This is a genomic window from uncultured Croceicoccus sp., from assembly GCF_947496385.1.
In the GTDB taxonomy this organism is placed as follows: domain Bacteria; phylum Pseudomonadota; class Alphaproteobacteria; order Sphingomonadales; family Sphingomonadaceae; genus Croceicoccus.
On sequence record NZ_CANMCP010000015.1, the window covers coordinates 12437 to 33691 of the forward strand.

Consider the following 21255-nt stretch of genomic DNA (forward strand, 5'->3'; position numbering starts at 1 on the left):
TAGTCATTATCCACGGGTCACGCAGCCGCTTGCCCATTCTGTATCACCGGGTTTTCGTTCTCAGGGATGATCAGCGCGTCGAGCGCCACCGCACCCTTGTGCTCTTCGAGCAAGAGCAGGGGGTTGATTTCCACTTCGAGAATTGTGCCGCGATGTCGGGCAATGAAGCGGCTCATCGCCGCCATTGTCTCTGCGGCAGCGCGTATATCGACGCGAGGTTTCCCGCGCATGCCGTCGAGCAGAGGGAACCCGCAAAGGGACCGGATGAGTTCGAGCGCCTCATTCGCGTCGAGCGGAGCAAGACCGATCGCGACATCATCGAGAAGCTCGGTAAAAATGCCGCCCATGCCGACCGACACGACAGGACCGAAAACCGGATCAATCCGGGCGCCCAGTATGAGTTCGGCAACACCCCTGATCATCGGGGCAATCAGAACGCCGCGTATCTCTGCCGCGGGATGCGCACGGCCTACGTCAGCGAGTATCTTGGAGGCGGCATCTGCGGCCTGATTTCCAGGATCGACGGCGAGGCGAACGCCGCCGGCATCGGATTTGTGCTGCACATCCGGGGATATCACCTTGATGGCGAGAGGGCCATCGAACTGGCGACTGATCGTTCCAGCTTCCGCGGAATTGCGCGCCGTTGTGAAGGGCATCGTGGGAATGCCGGCGTCCGCCAGTGCGGCAAGGGCTTCAGCCTCGTCAAGGCGAACGAAACATTTGGTGCTCGTATCGGGCAGCGTTGGCACGCATGCGGGAGCACCCGATATTGCGCGCCCTGCGGTTGCAGCATGGGCAAGCGCCGTGACGGCGAATGAGGGGTCCTCGAAGACCAGCAGTCCTGTCCCCTCGTACTCGCTTACCGTGCGCGGCCCTGCGTTCATGCATATGGCGAAGGGCACCTCGCTGCCGCTTTCCAGTCCCTGCTGAATCGCTTCGCGGAGAGGTGGGCCGAGCACCGGGCTTTCCGGCCAATTCATGAAGAACGCGACGACCGCATCGTAATTACCCTGGCGCGTTACGATCGATACCGCATCGCGGACGAGCGAAGCATCGCTCATCGCCTGCGCGGTCGTATCGACAGGGTTGGCGGATGAGCCGAGCGGTATGCGCGCGTCCAGGTCCGCCCGTGCCGGTTCAGGCATGCTGGCGATATCGAATCCGGCTGCTTCTGCCGCGTCCGCCATCAGTATGCCGGCGCCCCCCGATACGGTGAGGATCCCGAGGCGATTGCCCGCCAGTGGCCCACGGCGCGTCAACACGTAGAGAGTGTCCACCAGCTCTTGCGTGGTTTCGACCCGAACGGCGCCGGATCGGCCTATGATCTGGTCGAGAGTGCGATCGTCTCCGGCGAGACTGGCGGTGTGGGACTGGGCGGCTTTCTGGCCGGAACTGGACGTGCCGACTTTCAACAGGATGACGGGTTTGCCTGCCAGGCGTGCCACCTCGACAGCGCGAAGAAAGGCACGGCCATGCCGGATACCCTCGACATAACAGCCGATGACTTTCACGTTGATGTCGGCTGCCGCTGCTTCGATCAGATCGGCAACGCCGATATCGCACTCATTCCCGGTAGCCGCGAAGCTGGCGAGCCCTATTCCCCGGCGGCGCGCCAGCATGGCAATATGTGCGCCATAAGCGCCCGACTGCGAAACAATGGCGAGCTCCCCTTGGGGGGGAGGGCCGTCTTCCAGGAGGCTGGAAAACGTTGCGGCTATTCCATCACCCGCTTTGTAAAAGCCAAGGCAATTCGGGCCGAGCAAGCGGATGCCAAGCTTCCTGGCGGTGGTCAGCATCTCGGCTTCCAATGCCGCGCCTTTTTCCCCTGTTTCCGAGAAGCCGGAAGTGAGGACCACCGCGGCACGGACATTTTTCGCACCCGCTTCCGCGAGGACCATCGGGATAGCCTTGGGCGGAACGGCGATCACCAGCAAATCAACTTCGTCGGCAGGTATTGCGCCGATACTGGGAAATGCTTTCAGGCCCTGCACCTTATCGCGGGACGGATTTACGGAATAAATCTCACCTTCGAAGCCATCGCGAAGGCAATAGTGCAGGGGGCGGCCGCCTATGCGGGTGGGATCGTTCGATGCACCGATGAATGCGATGCTTCGCGGTGCAAACAATGCATCTAGCGATTTTGCCATCTTCGCAAACTCTTTCCTGTAACACGCTGACCGGGTGGGAAATCTTCTTTGAAGATACCGCAGAACAAGAATTCTTTACCGAGAAAGTAATTCGGAATCGGGTGAATTACTCACCGAGTTCGAGCCAGATCGCTTTCGACTTCATGTATTTTTCATAGCCCGCTCGACCCATGTCCTTGCCGATGCCCGACTTCTTGTAGCCGCCAAACGGCGCGGTCAGATCGGTTCGGCGGCCCCAATCGTTGAGCCAGACCGTGCCGCTTTCGATGCGCTGGGCCGCCTTGAACGCCCGCGTAATGTCCGCTGTATGCACCGATGCCGTGAGTCCATAATCCGGATGGTTTGCAAGAGCGATGGCTTCGTCAAAATCCTCGAATTCCTGCACGGCCAGCACAGGGCCAAAGATTTCCTCGCGATAAGCGCGATTTTCGGTGGTGACGCCGCGAAGGACAGTGGGCTGAAAGAATAGCGCCGTGTCGTGATCGATCCGGCTGCCGCCGATCAGGATTTCCGCTCCGTCCGAGACACTGTCGCGCACGATGCTGTCGATGCGCTCGATCTGCTTTTCATTGATGATGGGCGGGATGCTCGTTTCCTTCGACCAGGTCTCGCCGGGCTTCAGTCCCGTCATGGCATCGGCGACCAGGTCGATGAACCTGTCGGCGACGGATCGCTCCACGACGAGCCGGGACCCGGCAAAACACACCTGCCCGCTATTATAGGTGATGCCACGGGCCACCGTCCGCGCGAGGCGTTCGATATCGGGTGCGTCGGCAAAAACCACCTGTGGTCCCTTGCCACCAAGCTCCAGGCTCACCGGCTTGAGCCCGGACATGGCGGCATCGGCCATGATGCGAGAGCCGGTCGCGCTTGAGCCGGTGAAGGTGACGTAGTCGACCTCCGGATGTTTGACGAGCGCGGATCCTGCGTTCCCGTCGCCGTTGATGACATTGAATATGCCTTGCGGAACGCCCGCCTCCACGGCCAGCTCTGCCAGACGCAGCGTGGCGAAGGGGGTCAGCTCCGAAGGCTTGAGCACCACGGCATTGCCAGCGGCAAGTGCGGGCGCGAATTTCCATGCCGCCAGAATCAGAGGGAAGTTCCACGGGGCAATCGCCGCGACCACGCCGTATGGTTCGTGCACGACCATGGACAGGGAGCTTCGAGACGTCGCGGTCACCTGGCCTTCAACCTTGTCCGCGTACTCTCCGAAAAAGCGCAACGTACCGGAAACGACCTTTACATCGCGAGCCGTTGCCTCCGAATAGATGCGCGCCGAGGCGATGGCTTCCAATGCGGCAATCTCGGCCGAATGAGCGTCCACAAGGTCGGCAAACCGATACAGGATCTTCGCCCGGTCGCGGGGCGCCATCGTGCCCCAGCCACTGTCTTTCCACGCATGCCGAGCGGACATCACCGCTTCATCGACCTGACCTTGCGATGCCCATCCGGCATCCAGTCTGATCGAAGAATCCGACGGGCTTGCAACCTGCCGCGTTTCGGCGCCGGCGACGCGCCTGCCGCCGATGAAAAGCCCCGGCGAAGGGCGAACAGACCTGGGATCAAAGAACATGGAATGAAACCTCTCGTGCCTTTCAGGAAGCCGGCTTGGTGTCGGCCAGCAAGTGGCTTTCGAGTTGATCGTAATAGGTCGGAATGGTGTTCTCCATCCCGCCATAGGTCAGCTTGCCGAGGCCGCCTGACGCAAGCCCTTCATGCGCGGTCTGCGAAGCGCGGAAATCTTCGTTTCCGAACACATCCAGAACCAGGTCATAGGAGCGCTTCGCGATGTCCTTGGCCTTGTCGGTCACAGGCTCCTCGGGCAGCAGCATGTAGTAATCGACCAGCGTGCGATCTGGCGCTCTGGGCATCAGCACCATCATCGAGATATAGTATGGACTGGTGATCAGGACCGCGTTCGGAAAAATCTGATAGGCATGGGTGACGGTCTTGTGGATGTTCTCATCCCGGTTCTCGATCATTTCCGGCTCGAACTGGACTTTGCCCGCGACCTTGCGCTGATGAGGGCCCAGCTTGCTGACGATGACGGGCATGTCCCTGAACAGGTCTCCGATCGAATCCCTGTGCAGCCGCGTCACGTGGTAACTTTCCATGAAAGGCTCGAGCACGAGCTTCCAGTTCGCCTTCAGATCGAAACGCTTTGTATCGTACAAATAGGCATCGGGTACGCCCAGATGCTGCATGTCTATGGCAAAGCCTTCGTCCATTCCGCTCCAGTCGGGATCGATCGCGCGATCGAGAACACCCCAGATGATCCCCGCATGCTCGCGCACCGGCAGCGTCGGCAGGTGGTATTCCGATTTGTCGAACTCTTCGAAAAGCTCGCTTCGCGCGGCGCCCAGCAGCTTTCCGTCCAGAGCGTAGGTCCAGCTGTGATAGGGGCACACAAGCCGGCTGAGCTTGTGGACCTTGCAATCCTCGATCAGCTTGGAGCCCTTATGCTGGCAAGCGTTGTAGTACAGTCCGATCTGGCCTTCCTTGTCCCGAACGACCAGTAGCGCCATGCCATAGCCATCGAAGGCGACGGCGGATCCGGGCTCGGGAAGGCGCGAAGAAGGCATGAGCGGCACCGGCAACCGGCGGAAAACGGAGCGTTGCTCGAGATCGAAATGCTTCTGATCGAGAAAGATGGAGGCCGGACGTGTCTTCTTTATCACCGGCTTCAGCCAGTCCGCGATCGGCACCGGTTCATGCCCCGCATCATGGGCAGGTATCTTGCGAATGTCCTCGATCTGGCTTGGGCTCAGATCGTTCAATGTTGGTTTCCTAGGTGTTCCCATCGGGTTCCCCTCCATATTCCGCGGTTATTCTTGAATTTATGGGCTATGGAATGGCGAAGATTGCGCACCAATGTCAATCATTGAGAATAACATTCTCGATAGAAAATATATTGCGCATTGACCGGAGTGGCGGACCGCAATAGCTCTCGCGCATCATGTCCGCCCCATCAGAAAAACCAAAAGGCAAGCCGGTAGGAGCTGTGGTGCAGACCATCAGGCTTCTGCGAGCCTTGTCGGAATCAGACGCCCCGTTGGGCGTGAGCGCCGCAGCGCGCGCGGCCGGGATCAACACCTCCACGGCATTCAATGTTTTGCGCACTCTGACAGCCGAAACTTTGACGGTGTTTGACGAGCCGACGAAAACATATTCGCTTGGGCCGGGCTTGCTTGATCTGTGCGGCGCCTTGCGGCAACCGAGCCTTGCCGAGAAGATACGTGCGGAGCTGCCCGAACTCGCGGCGAAAACCGGCCGGCTGATCGCGCTCTGGGAAGTCATGGGGACGCGGCTTATCCTGCTCGATCGCGCGCAGAGCGATCGTCCCGTTCGTCTCGACCTTGATCTCACGCAGCGCATGCCGCGTTATCTTGGTGCTGTGGGCCGTGCTGCCGCAGCGGCGGATGGTCTTGGAAAGGCTGCGTTGAAAAAGGAATTCGGCAAGCTTCGCTGGGCAGGCGACATTTCCCCGGCGGATTACGTTGAAAGCGTCGAACTTGCCCGACAGCAGGGTTACGGCGTTGATCGTGGGGCCCTTTACGAAGGTATTGTCGCAATTGCCTCGGTAGTGACGGATACAGAAGGCAAGCCCGTGCTTGGCCTGTCTGCGATCGAATTCGCCGAGCGGCTGAACGAGGACGATATAGCTGCGACCGGCAAGATGCTCGCCGACGTTACGCGGCATTATTCCGCCGACTGAACCGCGGCGGTCGGCGGCGCATCAAGCAGAAGCGTTTTTGTTTCGAGAAAACTGCGCAGTCCCTGCTCCCCGCCTTCGCGTCCGATGCCTGATTGCTTGAAACCGCCAAAGCCAATGGAAAAGTCCAGTTTCAGCCCGTTCTGGCTCATCGTGCCTGTTCGGACCTGTCGCATGATACGATAGGCGCGTTCCGCATCGTTGGTGAATACGGCGCCGGCCAGGCCGAAGTCGCTGTCGTTCGCGATACGCAAAGCGTGATCCTCATCGTCAGCCGGAATGACCGAGAGAACAGGGCCGAAAATCTCTTCGCGCGCGATAGCCGCCGAATTGTCCACATTGCCGAAAACGGTCGGTTCCACATACCATCCGCGGTCGACGTGGCCCGGTCTACCACCCCCTGTGGCGGGAGCATACCCATCCTTGATGGCTCGTGCGATATGGCCTTCCACCTGTTCGCGCTGCCGCCGGGTTGCAAGGGGCCCCATGCCGGTAGAGCGATCAAAAGGATCGCCCACCTTCACGCTCGCCATCTGACTGGCAAGAGCGTCCACGAAATCATCGTGGCGACCGCGAGGAACGATGAGCCGTGTAAGCGACGCGCACACCTGTCCCGTAAGAGCGCAGGCGCGCATGCCAAGCGTTTCGGCTGCTTTTGCGAAGTCATAATCCTCGCAGATGATGGCGGCTGATTTCCCGCCGAGCTCCAGGGTCTGGCGCCCAATTCGTCCGCCCATGATCGACCCGATCTTTCGTCCAGCCGCGGTCGAGCCTGTGAAGGCAATCTTGTCCACCCGAGGATCGCGCACCAGTTTTTCCGACGCTTCTCGATTGGCGGTAAGCACGTTGATCACGCCGGCTGGCAAACCGATTTTATCCGCGATTTCGGCCATCAGCAGCGCATGGCCAGGCGCCTCGGGAGAAGCTTTGATGATGACGGTACAACCTGCGAGCAGCGCAGGCGCAACCTTGTGCGCGATAAGGGAAATCGGGCCATTCCAAGGTATGATCGCGCCGACGACGCCAACCGGCTCGTGCGCGATGAAGGCTGCATCGGCCATGGCGCTGCTTTTCGGTTCCAGAAACGCGAAGCTGTGCGCCAATTCGGCGTAAGCGCGGTAAATGTCTCCGATCGATCCGGCAAAAGCCTCCGCGAGTTGATGCGTGATGCCCATCTCGTTTGGCCAGATCGCAGCGACGTCGGCTGCGCGTGCGTCGATTTCGCGTGCGATCAACATCAGGTAATCGGCGCGATCTTCGGGAGAGAGGCGAGGCCAGGGCCCATCGTCAAACGCTGAGCGCGCCGCGCCGATAGCGTGATCGATATCGTCGACGCCGGCCTCCGCCACCTCGCAATAAGGCATTTCCGTCGCGGGAGAGATCACGGTGATGCGCCCTCCTTGCCGCGGCGCGATCCATTCGCCGTTGATGTAGAGCATGTCGGGCCGCGCGAGAGGGTGACGATCGAAATGCATTGTCATGTCCTTGCCATGGTATCGACCAAGCCTGTGTTGAGCGAGCCGGGGATCGCGCGCTCACTCATCACGGCCAGCGCGACGATCGCGCGCCTCCACCACGGCGTCACCGAACAGTCGCTCCTGCACGCGTGCAGCCAGAAGGCCGTGCGGAAAGCCAAGATCGATGGCGCTCACCTCGTCCAGACGGGTGAGCACGTCGGCTGTGAGTTCTACCTCAAGAGCGCCGAGGTTCTCACGCATCTGATCTACGGTCCGCGCGCCAATCACCGGCGCCGTTATGGCTTCATCACGCATCGTCCAAGCCAGAGCGATCTGCGCAGGCGTGTGACCCAGCTCTTCGGAAATTTCGCTTACCACTTCCGCGATGGCAAAGGAGCGTTCGGTAAGCCGCTTGCTACTGCGGTTAATCTGGCCGCGCCCTGTTAGCGCATCCGCATCCTTGTCCAATTGCCTGCGCGAGTATTTTCCCGTCAGGACCCCGCCCGCGAGCGGCGACCACGGGAGCACCCCGATGCCGAGTTTGCGACACATGGGGATCACATCCCGCTCCGCCGTTCTTTCGAGAAGATTGTATCCGGCCTGGTATCCTGCGAACCTTGTCCAGCCGCGCAGTTCCGCAATGGCCTGCATCCGGCTCGCCTCCCAGGCTGGAGTGTCCGAAAGGGCGATGTATTGCACCTTTCCGGCGCGGATAAGATCGTCGAATGCGCGCAGGATTTCATCCGCCGGAGTGCGGAAATCCCACATGTGCAGATAGAGCAGATCGATGTGATCGGTCCCAAGAGAGCGTAAACTGGCTTCGACAGATCGGATCATGGAAAGGCGGTGATTGCCGCCCGAATTCGGGTCGCCTTTCTTCCGCGCCACCGCGTATTTCGTGCCGACGACCATAGTGTCGCGCCGATCCTTGAGCCAGCGCCCTACGAGACGCTCACTCTCCCCGTCGCCGTAGGTATTTGCGGTATCGATGAAATTTCCGCCCGCCTCGGCATAGGCGGAGAGCATGGTCTCGGTCTCGCTCTCCTCGGCTCGCCAGTCTGCAGCAGCACCGAAAGTCATGGTGCCAAGGCAGAGCGGCGATACGCGAAGTCCGGAATGCCCGAGCAGGCGGTAATGATCCAGGCGGGTCGACATGATCGACTTACTCACGCTTTTCCCGGAACTTCCCATTCCAGCGGCAGGCTTTCCAGCGACATCACCACGCCCGCGCGCCAATCTTCCTCGAAACCGGATTTCACGCGAAAGCGAGGAATGCGAGTCAGGAATTCTTCGATGAAAATTCGCACCTCCGCACGCGCCATCCAATGCCCCAGACACAGATGCGGCCCGGTCGAGAAGCCGACATGCTTGCGCCCCTTGCGATCAATGTCGAACTCGGTGGGATTGTCATTCACCTCCGGATCGAGCCCGGCGAGCGTCATGGGTGCGACGATCATTTCACCGGCTTTCAAATGAGCGCCGGCGAGTTCCATGTCCTTGCGGATCAGGCGGACCCCATTGGTGACAGGGAAGCGACGCATGCTCTCGTCGAAGAAATCCTTGATATCATCAGGATTCTCCCGGAGCCGGTCTTGGAGAGCGGGATTGTGCGCCAGATGGTTGAAACCGAAGGTCAGGGCATTCGCCACCGTATCGAGACCCGCCACGAACAGAAGGAAGCCGATCGAGAGAAGCTCGTCCTCCGTCAGCGGTCGTCCGTCAATTTCCTCGTTCACGAGCTTCGTAAAGAGGTCATCCTGCGGGTTTTCGCGGCGATCGTCGAAAACAGCCTTCAATTCCGAGAGCATCTTGCGCTGCAATTCAATGCGGCGCTCCCTGGTTATCTGGCCGAAGAATTCGGTCACCAGATTGCGGAACTCGACATAGCGGTCCAGCGGCAGGCCCGCCATCTCCATGAAGATCGTCACGGGGTAAAGCGCGCCCAGTTCGGTGGCGAAATCGCACGCGCCTCGATCCTGCACCTTGCCAATCAATTCCTTCGACCAATGATGCATTTTGTCCTCGAGGCCGGCGATCACCTTCGGGGTAAAGTGCTTCATCAGCATCTTGCGGTAGGGGGTGTGCGCTGGCGGATCCAGGTTGATGGGGATGGCCCGGATCGGGCTCTCGGTCTTGGGTACTTCGATCTCGTTGTTCGAGAAACTCTCGTGCTCGCTAATGACCTGAGTCACCAACTCGTAATTCGTCACCAGCCAGTGCCCGCCATTGTGCGGGGTATAGAAAATTTCGGGAGCCTCCCGCGCCATCTCGAAATATCCGAGATGAGGATTTTTCAGCAGACGTTCGTCTTGATAGATGTCGAACTCGTAAACCTGATCTGCACGCACATGCGCCGGGATTTCGACCTTCTGCCCGCTTGCTCCACCACCTGACACTGCTTTCTCTCCAATCGCTTGCTCTTGGTGCCGCGTGAAAATCGGCGGCCCGTAGCCTATGTTTTGATGGTCAGAATCACAGTGTGGAAGCGATCCGTCAATATTTGAGAATAATATTCTCTATTCCGAATTATCGGAAGGAAATCCCGAGAAGCGAATGGCAAGCTCTCGCAAGTCCTTGCCCAGTTCCTTCAGTCGCTCCCGATCCAGCCTGTGCGCGATGTCGCTGGCGGTCAGGCCGTGGGTAACCGTCCCGTCGCTGTCCACGATCACGGCAGCCACCGTAACGATGCCCGGATGCAAAGCACCCTCGTCAATCGCGTATCCGGCCTCGCGCGCCATCTGCACCTCGGCGATGTAGCGCTCGCCATCGAGCGGTCCGTCCCAGCGGATTTCATCGAAGCCATCTCGAAGCTTTTCGTCGGATAGACCTTGGGCCGCAGCCCAGGCGCGCCCCACCGCCCCGGCAAACGCAGGCAGTTTCTGATGGATCTGCATGTCGAGCCGCACCGGGCTTTTTGCCACGGCCCGCTCGACCAGTTGCATCCTGCCATTGGTCGATTGCCAAAGGCCCACAAGGCAAGTCGTCCTGTCGGCGATGCGCTGCAGATCGCCGACCATTTCCTGCTCCAGGGATCGCGCCGCCATACCGCCGCATATTTCGAGCAAGCCGCGTGACAGGGCGTAGGTTTTGGTACGCTCGTCGAATGTTACCGCGTTTTCAAAAACAAGCGTTCGCAAGATATTGAACGCAGTCGACGGATTGACATCGGCGGCCCTGGCCAGAGCCGTCACGCCGCGTGGTGGGTCCGCTCGGGCAAGTATCCGCAAAAGGGCGAATGCCTGCGTCACGGCACCCACCCTTTTGGCCAACTTCCCTGTCTTTGCGCCGTCCATCCCGACCCTTTCGTCAGCTTTTATCCGATGCCGGACCTTAGTCTGTCGCGTCTGTTGGAAACGGCGGCATAGGTTCGCTTGAGTTGTTGTCGATCGACTTTTTCATTTGCAAGCCGCGGGAGCGGTTTATCCGTTAATTCCACATATCGCGGCAGCTTGTATCCTGCCATCCTTTCCGCGCACCAATCGAACAATTCCTGTTCTTCCAGCGCAGCATTGCAACGCGCGCAGGCGAAAATTGCTTCTGCGTAATCGGCATCCTGCACGCCGAAAACGGCGACCTCGGCAATGGCGGGATGCTGCGAGATGATGCCTTCGATCTCGGCGGGAGAAACGTTGAAGCCGCCAGACTTGATCATCTCTTTCGACCTGTCGATGAAATGGAAATATCCTTCCTCATCGACCATGCCGATATCGCCTGTATGCATCCATCCGTCCTGCAATGCAGCGGATGTCTCTTCGGGCTTGTTCCAGTATGCTTTCATCAAACCCGGTCCGGTGAGCAGGATATGCCCCGCTTCGCCAGGATCGCATGGGCTCCCGTCGTCACGCTGAATGCGGAAGCGCGACAGAGCGAGGCCGCGGCCGCAACTGTCGGGCCGGGCACGTGCTTCCGCTTCGCTGGCGATGATGGCACCTCCGCCAACCTCGGACATGCCGTAGAGCTGGCGCAGGGCGATGCCTTTTTCCATCCAGCGCGCGAGCGTTTCCCTGGTGGGTGTGGCGCCGCCGATGCGGGCGAAAGTCAAATGCGATAGATCCGCATCGGCGAATTGAGGCAGATCGGCCAATTGATCATAGATCATGGGCACGCCAATGAAGAATGTGATCCGCTCCTGAGCGAGCAGTCGCAAATTTTTCTCGGCCGAGTATTTCTGCGTGAAATACAGCGTTCCGCCGACCATGGTCGTGAACATCTGGCCCCAGGGCAGTCCGGGCGACGAATGAAGACCGAAGGGCATCAGTGATCGGGTTTCGGCGCCGATGCGATTGTCGAGCAGCAGCATCTCGGTGAACTTCAGGAGATAACTCCCGTGCGTCATCATGGCTCCCTTGGGCCGGGAGGTGGAGCCGCTGGTGAAAATGATCATCGCCACATCTTCGCTCTCCCGGCGGACCTGCTGCCATCCGTCGGTGGCGCCGCCGCGAAATTGCGAGACATGGTCGATGGGCATGATGGTTGCGGTCACGCCCGCTTTCACCATTCGCTCGGCGCGCTCGGAATCCGCGATTATCAGGCGCGGATCACTGTCCGAGGCGAGGTAGTGGAGTTCCAGTCCCACAAGCCGGTCATTGAATGGCACGATGATGCCGCCGGACTTGGCAATGGCAAAGGCGCTGGCGATCCATTCCAGCGAGTTGGCTGCTGCAATTGCTACGCGGTCTCCCGGCCGGACGTCCTGGCTCTGCAAATGCTCCGCCAGACCGTCGCTCCATTTGGCGAGCTCGCCGTAGGTGAGGGCATCCTCCCCGTCGAACGAGAAGGCCATTTTTTCAGGGGTGCGCCTCGCCCAGTAGTCCAGCCCGTCATGTATCAATCCCATCTGGCTCATGTCACAGCGTCTCCTCGCTTCCGAACAGCGCCGTGCTGGTCACGGAGTCTCCAGGCCCGCCTGCCATCAGTGACAGTTTCGCGTTGGGCACCTGATTTGTCGATGTCCCGCGGATCTGACGGACCGCTTCGAGCACCAGCCCCATTCCGTGAATGAAACCGTCTGCGATGTTTCCGCCCGACGTGTTGATCGGCAAGGCGCCGGACGGTGCAGTCAGATTGTCCAGTGTGATGAACGCCCCTGCGTTTTCGTACGTGCAAAAGCCGTGATCGATGATCGAGGCCACGGCCATGCCGGTGAAGTTCTCGTAGATCTGGGCAACGTCCACGTCTTCGGGGCCGTATCCTGATTCCTCCCACAGGCGCTTGGCAAGATGGATCATGCCGACACTGACGTAGGGCTCGTGATTGTCCTCCAGCGATCCCGATGACGACTGCGCTTCTGCACCCATCGGGCAGGACAGGAGGAAGGCGGGTTTCTGCTTCATGCTCCTCGCCCGTTCTGCGGAAACCAGTATGACGGCGGCCGCGCCGTCGTTCTCGCGGGAGCAATCGAACAGGTGCAACGGTTCGGAAATGAAACGCGATGCCTGGTATTTCTCGTGACTCAAGGGCTGCCCGTGACCGGCGGCGCCCGGATTGTTCCGCGCGTGATGGTATCCGGCGCGCGCGATCGCCTCCAGCGTAGAGGCGGGGACGCCGTGGTGCTCGATGAGCCGCTGGCTGCGCATGGCGGAACGCTGCAGGACCATATCGATCCCGTTGGCCAGAAACTGTGCCGGCGTATCCCCCTGCGTCACGGCGACCTGCAAGCGCTGGTTACTCTGCTCCGCCATCGCGCGATAAACGACGACGGCTTCGGCCTGGCCTGAATGAATGGCCTGCGCGGCCAGCAACAAGGCGGCGGGAATGCCGCCACCATGCGTCCATGCGAGTGCCGCGAAGCGCATATCCTTTGTGCCGAGCGCGGGCATGAGTTTCTGGCCGGTATTGCGCTCCGACCCGTAGGATACGAAACCGTCGATGTCCGCCGGATCCATCCCGGCATCCTCGGCTGCGGCTATGATGGCCCGGAGCGCCAGCTTCGTTTCGCCATCGGGTGACGTTCCGCGCTTGTAATACGGTGTCTGACCGATACCGACGACAGCGGCGGCTCCTCGAAATGCGTTTGCGGTGTTCATGCACGGTTTCCTTCCGCAAGATGCCAGACCACGGTGGCGTAGCCTTTCGACTTTTCGTCACCCGGCCTGATACGACCCGTAAGCCGGGCGCCGATCGCCAGACCGTCTTCATCGCCTTCCAGCACGCCGGGAATACGGATCGAGCCCGCCTGCGGAAGCTCGACGAGAAGCGTTACGAAAGGCGTGTCCTCACGGCGTTCCTTCACCACTTCGGATACAGCATGGTTGCGCGTCCAGGTGAAAAGCGTGCCCGTCATCTCGATCTCTTCCCAATCGAGATCCCAGGATCCACATTTGCCGCACCGGTAATGCGCGGGCCACATCCACTGATGACACGAGGAACATTTCGGTGCGACGAAACGGCCTTCTTCGAGTGCATCCCAGAAGGGATCATCGGCGCCGATGCCTCCGGCGATGCGTGGTTGGTCTGTCATGATCTCTCTCCTGTCCTGCGCTGGTCGTCTGGTGCCGAGCGGGTCATTTCATGTGAAATGTCTTGGTAACCAGGTGAGCCATTACCCCTTCGGGTCCATCTTCCGATCCGAAGCCGCTGTCCTTCATCCCGCCAAACGGGCTGTCGGGCCAGCTCAGGGCCAGCTGGTTCACAGCAATCATTCCCGCCTCGATCTCGTCGCCCAGGCGGTTCTGGCGGCGGCCGTTTTCCGTGAAGCAATAGGCTGCCAGGGCGTAGGGCAGGCGGTTGGCTTCGGCTATTGCGTCATCGTCGCTCGCGAAGCGGCTTATCATGGCGACCGGACCGAATGGCTCGTCGTTCATGAGCCTGGCAGTCATGGGCACGTCGGTCAGCACGGTCGGCTGGTAGAAAAAGCCGCGCCCGTTCGCGCCGCGCGTTCCTCCGGTGAGCACTGTCGCACCTTCGGAACGGGCATTCTCGACCATGGCATCGATTGCTTCGGGCCGGCGCGCATTGGCCATCGGCCCCATTTGCGTTTCGCTCTCGAAACCGGATCCGACCCTCAGCGCGCTCGTGCGCTCGGCAAAGCCGCGCGCGAATTTTTCGTAAATACCTTCCTGTACGTGGAAACGGGTCGGCGAGATGCACACCTGTCCGGCATTGCGGAATTTGTGCGGAACCAACATGTCCAGAGTCTTGTCCAGATCGCAGTCGTCAAACACCAGTACCGGCCCGTGCCCACCCAGTTCCATGGTGGAGCGCATGACCGTGTCCGCCGCGAGCTTCATCAGATGCTTGCCCACGGGCACCGATCCGGTGAAACTCAATTTGCGGGTGACGGGGGGGGCAAGCAGGTGGCGCGAAATCGTGTCAGGCACGCCGAACACCATCTGCGCGACCTTGCCGGGAAGGCCGGCATCCTCAAAGCAACGCATGATCGCGATCGCACTCCCGGCGGTCTCCTCGCTTGGCTTGAGGATGATCGAGCAGCCCGCCGCCAGAGCCGGGGCAAGCTTGCGCGCCGGGTTGAGTATGGGAAAGTTCCAGGCACAGAATGCTGCCACCACGCCGATCGGCTGGTGCAGTACGAGCGAACGGGAGCCCGTCGGACGAGGCAGGACGCGGCCGTAGATGCGCTCCGCTTCGCCAGCATGGAATTCGATCAGCGATGCGGTCAGGCCCAGCTCGCCCTTTGCCTCGGCCACCGGCTTGCCCTGTTCCATGGTCGCGATGCGGGCGATGTCGTCTGCCCTTTCACGCAAGAGCGCGGCGGCTTTCCGCAGGACATTGGCCCGCTCCGTTCCGGAGGTGTCGCGCCACTGCGCAAACCCTTCTTCGGCGGCCTGCAGGGCGCGGTCCAGATCATCATGGCTGGCGCTCGGCAGTTCACCGATCACCTCGCCGGTGGCCGGATTGCGGGGTTGCGTCGTGTCGCGTCCCCCGGGGCCGAGCCATTCGCCGCCGATGTAGAGGCCGAGCTTGCTGGAATAATCGTTCATGGTCTGGGTATCCTGTAATCTTTGGGTTAGGCGCTTTCCCGAGTTCGCTCGGTAAGACGCTCGATGCGCTTTTCGTTTATTGTCGCCATCACGATGCGGTCGACATGAATGCCGGGCACGTGGATGAAATCGGGGTCGAGCGAGCCGGCCTCGACCAGTTCCTCCACCTCGACCACCGTGACCTTGCCGGCGGTGGCCATTATCGGGTTGAAATTGCGAGCGGTCTTGCGGAAAACCAGGTTTCCTTCCGGGTCTGCGCGCCAAGCTTTGACCAATGCAACATCCGCTCTGAGCCAACGTTCGCGGACATACTCGATCCCGTCAAAAACCTCGGTCGGCTTTCCCTCGGCCGCCACTGTGCCGACACCGGTCCGGGTATAGAATGCCGGAATGCCGGCACCCCCTGCGCGAATGCGTTCCGCCAAGGTGCCTTGTGGATTGAGTTCAAGCTCGAGCGCGCCGGAAAGATAAAGCTGCTCGAACAGCTTGTTCTCTCCGACATAGGAAGAAATCATTTTCTTCACCTGCTTGTTTTCGAGCAGCGCCCACAGGCCGAAGTTATCGGCACCTGCATTGTTGGAGATGACGGTCAGGGATTTCACCTGCGATGCGCGAACAGCCTCGATCAGGGTTTCGGGATTGCCGCATAGCCCGAACCCGCCCGACATCAGCGTGATGCCATCTTTCAACAGATCGCTCAGCGCATTATCGGCGCTGTCCATTACCTTGTTTCTCATAATTGTTCTCCGGCTTGCCGGGCTCTCTCGACGAGGGTTTCCTCAGCTTTTGGCAAGCGTAAGTACAAGAGGACGAACATCAGGATCGATACGGGTAGCACCGCCATGAGCGAGAGAATGGCCGTGGACATGCTACCGGTGGCCGAAGAGATGGCTCCAACCGAATAGGGACCAAGGGCCAGACCGATCATGGTGAGTGATAGAAGGAACGTCGCAGATGCCAATCCGCGCATGCGTGGAAGCACCAGATCCTGCGAGGTGGCCCCTGCCGCCGGCAAGGTGATGCTACCGAAGAGGATCATCGGAAAATAGAGGACGTAGAACACGCCAAGACTTCCGGTGGTGAAAATCACGGTCAACGGGACGAACGGAAGGATCGCGCCCGCGATCATCACCATCACGCGGCCCGAGGGATGGCGTTCCCTCAGGAAATCGGCGAAGCGTCCCCCGAAAATCAGGCCAACGAAGCCCGCCACCGCGCCAGCACCGCCGATAAAAAAGGCGGCCTCGGCGCGGTCCGCACCCAATTCACTTTCGACGTAAGGCAATGACCAGAAGATCACCGCATAGTTCACGAATGATGTCAGTCCGTGGCCGATGGTGAGATAAAGAAAAGACGGCGTCTTCCATATGAGCGTCCATGCAGGACGGTCACGGCTCTTGAGGGCGGCAACCCAGCTAAAGATAGCATATACGCCGATACCAACGGCGACCCATTGCAGCTTGTCGCCGGTCCATGCGATCAGACCCAGTGCTATCAACGAAATGAGCGTGGCCGCGGCAATGTTGACCAACAGCGGTCCGCGCCCGCGGCGCGCCGCCGTGAACAGGCAGAACGGTGGGACCATGGTCAGCAATTCATCGAGGAAACCGCGAAAGGGACGCTCCACGGGAGGCTGTTCGATCCCATCCGACAGGCCGCGAACCGGCTCCCTCAACGTGGCGACCAGGCATGCGAGCGCAAGACCGGGCAGTCCGACTGCCATGAAGGCAGCCTGCCACCCGACGATCCCTTGCCAGCCTTCGGGAAATGCGTCGTTCCATACCTCGACAATCTTCGCGCCGATGAACAGCGACGCGCCCGATCCGATATACATTCCGGCGGTATAAAGCGCGATCGCGGTCGCGCGCCGATTCTTCGGAAAGTAGTCGGAGATCAACGAATATGCGCACGGCGACGCGGTTGCTTCCCCGACACCCACGCCGATGCGGGCGAGCGTCAATTGCACTCCGGTACGGGCGAAGCCCGACAATGTCGTCATCAACGACCAGAACGCAAATCCGATCGTAACCAGGCGAATCCTGTTCCAGCTATCGGCAAGGCGACCCATGGGGATGCCGAACAGGGCGTAGAACACGCCGAACGCTGTTCCGTACAAGAAACCGAGATCGGCATCGGAAAGGCCAAGGTCGCGTTTTAGGTCGAGAGCGAGAACGCTGATGATCTGCCGATCGATGAAGTTGAGCGCGTAGATCAGCGAAAACACACCCAGCACATAGTTGCGATAGGCGGTCGAAGGATGCTCGCGCGAGATTTCACCGAACTTCATGCGGCCATCCACCACAGGATGATCTGACGATTCAGCCGCCGTCGGGCGCTATTCCTTGTCATCTGCCTCTCCCCGGTGACGCCGCTCTTTCCATTCGGAATAGAGAATGGTGTTCATCATACAGAAGTTCATCCCCGTGTAAACCTTGGAGATGGCATCCTCCTCCACGGGCGGCGCTCACCTGAATTCTCTATAAAGAACGATATTCTCAAATGTTGACAGGCGGGTCGGGGCAGGCAATCGTGGCATCACAAAACGGCGGTCCGTGAAGGCTGCGGTGTCAGAAGGAGAGAGAAAACATGAGAGCATTCACCAGAACTTTGCTGCTGTCATCCGCTGGTTGCTTCGCGCTAACGGCACTCCCCGCGGCAGCGCAGGTTTCCGAATCCGAAGCGGTTGATCCAGAAGCGGAAGTCGGTCGGTCGAATGGTTCGTCAAACGCCATCATCGTCACGGCCCGCCGACGCGAGGAAACCAGCATCAACGCGCCCGTGCAGATCCAGGCCATCAGCGGCGACCAGTTGCAGGCGCGTGGGATCAATTCGGTCGATTCGCTGGCGCAGGCGGTTCCGACCCTCATTACCAGCGAAGCCACGTCCTCGCCGCAAGGCGGCATTGTTGCGATACGCGGCCTGTCCGGCGTCGATGCCAATCCGTTTGCCGATCAGGCCGTCTCGTTCAATATCGATGGCGTGCCCGTTGCGCGGTCCTCGGTGCGTCGTCTTGGCCAGTTCGACGTGGCCCAGATCGAAGTGCTGAAGGGGCCGCAGTCGCTGTTCTTCGGAAAGAACAGCCCCGCGGGCATCATCACGACCCGCACGAACGATCCCAAAGGCTATTTCGAAGCCGGCATCATCGCCGGTTATGAATTCGAAGCCGACGAAATTCGTACAGAAGGCTACGTCTCCGGCCCCGTCACCGATACGCTCGGTGTGCGGCTCGCAGGTTTCTATAGCCATTCCGAAGGTGACATACGCAACGTCGCGCCCGACGGCGGCGCCAACGTATTCGTGCCCTTCGATCGCCGCGTGCCCAATGGCGATGAATACGCTGCCCGCGCCACGGCGCTGTTCGAACCCGGCGACCGTTTCGATGCGCGGTTCAAGGTGGCGCATAACCGTTCGAACACATCGGGTTCGACGGATGTCCTGCAATTCGTCGACTGTCCGCTCGGAATACCGCAGGGAACGCCGGCTGGCTACGATACGCCGGAAGATTGCGTGGCCGATGGCCGGGTCACGGCCACCGACAACATCGGACCCAACTTTCAGAATTTGGACAGCCGTTTTGGCGAGGAAACGTATCTGAAGAGCCAGCAAACTCTCGCCAGTCTCGAGATGAATTACCAGCTAAGCGACGCCTTTACCCTGTCGTCGATCACCGGCTTCTACGATGCGGGTAATAGTTATGTCGGAAGCTTCACCGCGAATTTCCTCGAGAATGGCATTCCGCTTACGTTTCTGCCGGCATACGCAGACCTCGAAATTCGCGAAGTGACCGAAGAGATCCGGTTGACCTCGGATCTTGACGGGCCTTTCAATTTCCTCGTCGGCGGACTCATCCAGGATTCACGAGGCGAAGCGCAGGCGCTGGTATCTTTCAACGCTTATAATCCGTTTCCGCGCTCGAACTATCGTTACGTTCAAAACGGCACCGCCTATTCGATCTTCGGCCAGGTTTCCTATGAGTTCCTAGATTCCTTCGAGCTATCGGCAGGTGCGCGATATTCCAAGGAAGAGAAATCGCTGCCAGTGTTCGAGTCCGCATTGTCGAGCGATTTCGACAACCTCCTGAATATCGAAGCGCCGCGCGAGATCGAGTTCGACAATGTCTCTCCCGAGGTCACGCTCAGCTATCGCCCCTCGCGGGACCTGACCATCTATGGGTCATACAAGGAGGGCTTTCTGTCGGGTGGCTTCAACGCGACCAACCCGAATACGACCTCGTCGATCAACGCGCGCGGCAATCTCGAAAGCCTGATAGATCCGCGCTACGGGCAGCAGGAGATCGCCGGTTTCGAAGGGGGTGTGAAGGCGGCACTGCTGGATGGCGATCTGCTCGCCAATTTCGCGGTTTTCGATTACGAAACGACGGGTTTGCAAGTCGCGGTCTTGGTCGGCGTGACGCAGGAACTTCGCAATGCGGGTGAAGTGCGGACTCGCGGAGCGGAATTCGACTTCACCTACCGCACGCCCCTCGATGGATTGTCGCTCAATGGTGCGTTGTCCTATCTCGACGGCGAGTACACCGATTATCAGAGCATCTGTTATTCCGGCCTGCCGGCGCCGGAGTGCCAGGTTCAGGTAAACCGTTTCACCGGCGAAGCTGCCTTGTTGACGGACCTGTCAGGCACCGAGCTCGTCCGCGCCCCGGATTGGACCGGCACTTTCGGCGTTAACTACGAAACGCCCGAATTTTCCGGCATGCGCTTTGAATTGCTTGGCAATTTCTTCTTCACCGACAGTTTCTTCACGGATGTCATCAGCTCGCCGGGCGGACGCCAGCCAGCTTATCAGCTGTTCGATGCCGGCCTGACGCTGAAGGATGCTGGTGAAACGTGGGAACTGTCCCTGCTCGGCCGCAACCTTACCGACGAACGGTATTTCACGCGCTCAGCTGGGAACCCCTTCTCGGGCAGCGCGCCCGGTGGTACGGGAACCGTGCTTGCGGACACAGTGGCGGTTACCAGTCGTGGTCGCCAAGTCTGGCTACGCGCGACATATCGCTTCGGAAATTGAGGTGCCGGCATAGGGCTTTGGTGAGATCATCTTCCGGGACGGGCAACGTCAGAAGGATGGTACGTCTGGCAGATTATGGTGGGCAGGGCAGGGTAGGGGAAGCGGATGTCCCGAGGGCACTGTCAGAAGGATTGTACCTCTGGCAAAAACCTCGGTGCAGGGTAGGGGAAGCGGATGCCCCGAGCCAAGAAACCAGCCAACCCGTTCCGGTATTTCCATTCTTCGCCGGAAGTCATCCGACTGGTCGTGATGATGTATGTCCGTTTCCCGCTTTCGCTGCGAAACGTGGAAGATCTTCTGTCGGAACGCGGAATCGACATCTGCCACGAGACGGTGCGGCGTTGGTGGAACAGGTTTGGTCCAATGTTCGCAGCGGACATCCGCCGCCAGCGGGTAAATCGGATGCGCGGCTTTCGCCATTGGAACTGGCACCTCGATGAGATGTACGTCCGCATCAATGGCGAGATGATGTACCTCTGGCGTGCCGTCGATCATGAAGGTGAAGTGCTCGAAAGCTACGCCACGAAAACGAGGGACAAGGCCGCCGCTCTGCGTTTCATGAAGAAAGCGCTGAAGCGCCACGGTTCGCCCGAAGTCATCACGACCGACGGACTTCGCTCCTACACGGCAGCACTGACCGAACTTGGAAATTCTGCAAAGCAAGAAACAGGCCGCTTCGCGAACAATCGAGCCGAAAACTCACATCTGGGCACTGTCAGAAGGATGGTACCTCTGGCAAAAGCCGCGGTGCGGGGTAGGGGAAGCGTATGCCCCAAGCCAAGAAACCAGCCAACCCGTTCCGGTACTTCCATTCTTCGCCGGAAGTCATCCGACGGCACTGTCAGAAGGATTGTACCTCTGGCAAATTGTGGAGCGCAGGGTAGGAGAAGCGGATGCCCCGAGCCAAGAAACCAGCCAACCCGTTCCGGTATTTCCATTCTTCGCCGGAGGTGATCCGCCTCGTGGTAATGATG

General features: G+C 59.8%; 16 protein-coding genes. 3 read left to right on the plus strand and 13 right to left on the minus strand.

Features of this window, described 5'->3' with window-relative positions:
* Positions 1–17 precede the first annotated feature (17 nt).
* The 3 genes from Q0897_RS14755 to Q0897_RS14765 all read right to left on the minus strand — a co-directional run bounded on the left by Q0897_RS14755 (position 18) and on the right by Q0897_RS14765 (position 4852).
* On the minus strand, positions 18–2147 hold the full coding sequence (locus Q0897_RS14755; protein ID WP_299310155.1) for an acetate--CoA ligase family protein: 2130 nt from the start codon (positions 2145–2147) through the stop codon (positions 18–20).
* A 106-nt stretch (positions 2148–2253) separates the two neighbouring features.
* The gene (locus Q0897_RS14760) at positions 2254–3825 is read right to left on the minus strand and encodes an aldehyde dehydrogenase family protein (protein WP_299310156.1); all 1572 of its coding nucleotides are present in this window, start codon (positions 3823–3825) and stop codon (positions 2254–2256) included.
* Complete coding sequence (locus Q0897_RS14765; protein ID WP_299310157.1) at positions 3743–4852, minus strand: aromatic ring-hydroxylating dioxygenase subunit alpha; 1110 nt, start codon at positions 4850–4852, stop codon at positions 3743–3745. Before Q0897_RS14765 ends, Q0897_RS14760 begins: the two co-directional genes overlap by 83 nt.
* Before the next feature lie 251 nt (positions 4853–5103).
* On the opposite strand from Q0897_RS14765, the gene Q0897_RS14770 reads away from it, so the two are divergent.
* A complete protein-coding gene (locus Q0897_RS14770) occupies positions 5104–5862 on the plus strand; it encodes an IclR family transcriptional regulator C-terminal domain-containing protein (protein WP_299310158.1) in 759 nt (252 codons plus the stop codon).
* Here the strand turns inward: Q0897_RS14770 and Q0897_RS14775 are convergent.
* The 10 genes from Q0897_RS14775 to Q0897_RS14820 all read right to left on the minus strand — a co-directional run bounded on the left by Q0897_RS14775 (position 5847) and on the right by Q0897_RS14820 (position 17543).
* The gene (locus Q0897_RS14775; RefSeq protein ID WP_299310159.1) at positions 5847–7298 is read right to left on the minus strand and encodes an aldehyde dehydrogenase; all 1452 of its coding nucleotides are present in this window, start codon (positions 7296–7298) and stop codon (positions 5847–5849) included. The genes Q0897_RS14770 and Q0897_RS14775 overlap by 16 nt on opposite strands.
* A gap of 96 nt (positions 7299–7394) precedes the next feature.
* The gene (locus tag Q0897_RS14780) at positions 7395–8486 is read right to left on the minus strand and encodes an aldo/keto reductase (protein ID WP_299310160.1); all 1092 of its coding nucleotides are present in this window, start codon (positions 8484–8486) and stop codon (positions 7395–7397) included.
* Entirely contained in the window at positions 8483–9664 is a 1182-nt protein-coding gene (locus tag Q0897_RS14785) for a cytochrome P450 (protein ID WP_299310161.1), read from the minus strand. The genes Q0897_RS14780 and Q0897_RS14785 overlap by 4 nt, the downstream gene beginning before the upstream one ends.
* A 168-nt stretch (positions 9665–9832) precedes the next feature.
* Positions 9833–10564 (minus strand): helix-turn-helix domain-containing protein, encoded by a 732-nt coding sequence (locus tag Q0897_RS14790; protein WP_202085319.1) that lies wholly within the window; start codon positions 10562–10564, stop codon positions 9833–9835.
* Positions 10565–10629: 65 nt separating this feature from the next.
* Positions 10630–12162, minus strand: coding sequence for an AMP-binding protein (locus Q0897_RS14795; RefSeq protein ID WP_299310162.1), 1533 nt, complete (start codon positions 12160–12162; stop codon positions 10630–10632).
* Position 12163: 1 nt separating this feature from the next.
* Positions 12164–13342: a transporter gene (locus tag Q0897_RS14800; RefSeq protein ID WP_202085316.1), complete on the minus strand. Its 1179-nt coding sequence runs from the start codon at positions 13340–13342 to the stop codon at positions 12164–12166.
* Entirely contained in the window at positions 13339–13776 is a 438-nt protein-coding gene (locus tag Q0897_RS14805) for a zinc ribbon domain-containing protein (protein WP_202085314.1), read from the minus strand. Before Q0897_RS14805 ends, Q0897_RS14800 begins: the two co-directional genes overlap by 4 nt.
* A gap of 43 nt (positions 13777–13819) precedes the next feature.
* A complete protein-coding gene (locus tag Q0897_RS14810; protein WP_299310163.1) occupies positions 13820–15256 on the minus strand; it encodes an NAD-dependent succinate-semialdehyde dehydrogenase in 1437 nt (478 codons plus the stop codon).
* 26 nt (positions 15257–15282) lie between these two features.
* A complete protein-coding gene (locus Q0897_RS14815; RefSeq protein ID WP_299310164.1) occupies positions 15283–15993 on the minus strand; it encodes a CoA transferase subunit A in 711 nt (236 codons plus the stop codon).
* Entirely contained in the window at positions 15990–17543 is a 1554-nt protein-coding gene (locus Q0897_RS14820; RefSeq protein ID WP_299310165.1) for an MFS transporter, read from the minus strand. The genes Q0897_RS14815 and Q0897_RS14820 overlap by 4 nt, the downstream gene beginning before the upstream one ends.
* 299 nt (positions 17544–17842) lie before the next feature.
* Between Q0897_RS14820 and Q0897_RS14825 the strand changes: the two genes are divergently transcribed.
* A complete protein-coding gene (locus tag Q0897_RS14825) occupies positions 17843–20281 on the plus strand; it encodes a TonB-dependent receptor (RefSeq protein WP_299310166.1) in 2439 nt (812 codons plus the stop codon).
* Positions 20282–20455: 174 nt separating this feature from the next.
* Positions 20456–21235, plus strand: a complete 780-nt coding sequence (locus Q0897_RS14830; protein ID WP_299310167.1) for an IS6 family transposase — start codon at positions 20456–20458, stop codon at positions 21233–21235.
* Positions 21236–21255: the final 20 nt, after the last annotated feature.

What these genes read in the sequence shown, in the direction of transcription:
- Q0897_RS14825 (WP_299310166.1), top strand. Translation starts at nt 17,843, where the DNA reads ATGAGAGCATTCACCAGAACTTTGCTGCTGTCATCCGCTGGTTGCTTC.
- Q0897_RS14815 (WP_299310164.1), bottom strand. Translation starts at nt 15,993, where the DNA reads ATGAGAAACAAGGTAATGGACAGCGCCGATAATGCGCTGAGCGATCTG.
- Q0897_RS14830 (WP_299310167.1), top strand. Translation starts at nt 20,456, where the DNA reads ATGCCCCGAGCCAAGAAACCAGCCAACCCGTTCCGGTATTTCCATTCT.
- Q0897_RS14795 (WP_299310162.1), bottom strand. Translation starts at nt 12,162, where the DNA reads ATGAGCCAGATGGGATTGATACATGACGGGCTGGACTACTGGGCGAGG.
- Q0897_RS14800 (WP_202085316.1), bottom strand. Translation starts at nt 13,342, where the DNA reads ATGAACACCGCAAACGCATTTCGAGGAGCCGCCGCTGTCGTCGGTATC.
- Q0897_RS14775 (WP_299310159.1), bottom strand. Translation starts at nt 7,298, where the DNA reads ATGCTCTACATCAACGGCGAATGGATCGCGCCGCGGCAAGGAGGGCGC.
- Q0897_RS14820 (WP_299310165.1), bottom strand. Translation starts at nt 17,543, where the DNA reads ATGAAGTTCGGTGAAATCTCGCGCGAGCATCCTTCGACCGCCTATCGC.
- Q0897_RS14805 (WP_202085314.1), bottom strand. Translation starts at nt 13,776, where the DNA reads ATGACAGACCAACCACGCATCGCCGGAGGCATCGGCGCCGATGATCCC.
- Q0897_RS14760 (WP_299310156.1), bottom strand. Translation starts at nt 3,825, where the DNA reads ATGGCGGGATGGAGAACACCATTCCGACCTATTACGATCAACTCGAAA.
- Q0897_RS14770 (WP_299310158.1), top strand. Translation starts at nt 5,104, where the DNA reads ATGTCCGCCCCATCAGAAAAACCAAAAGGCAAGCCGGTAGGAGCTGTG.
- Q0897_RS14810 (WP_299310163.1), bottom strand. Translation starts at nt 15,256, where the DNA reads ATGAACGATTATTCCAGCAAGCTCGGCCTCTACATCGGCGGCGAATGG.
- Q0897_RS14755 (WP_299310155.1), bottom strand. Translation starts at nt 2,147, where the DNA reads ATGGCAAAATCGCTAGATGCATTGTTTGCACCGCGAAGCATCGCATTC.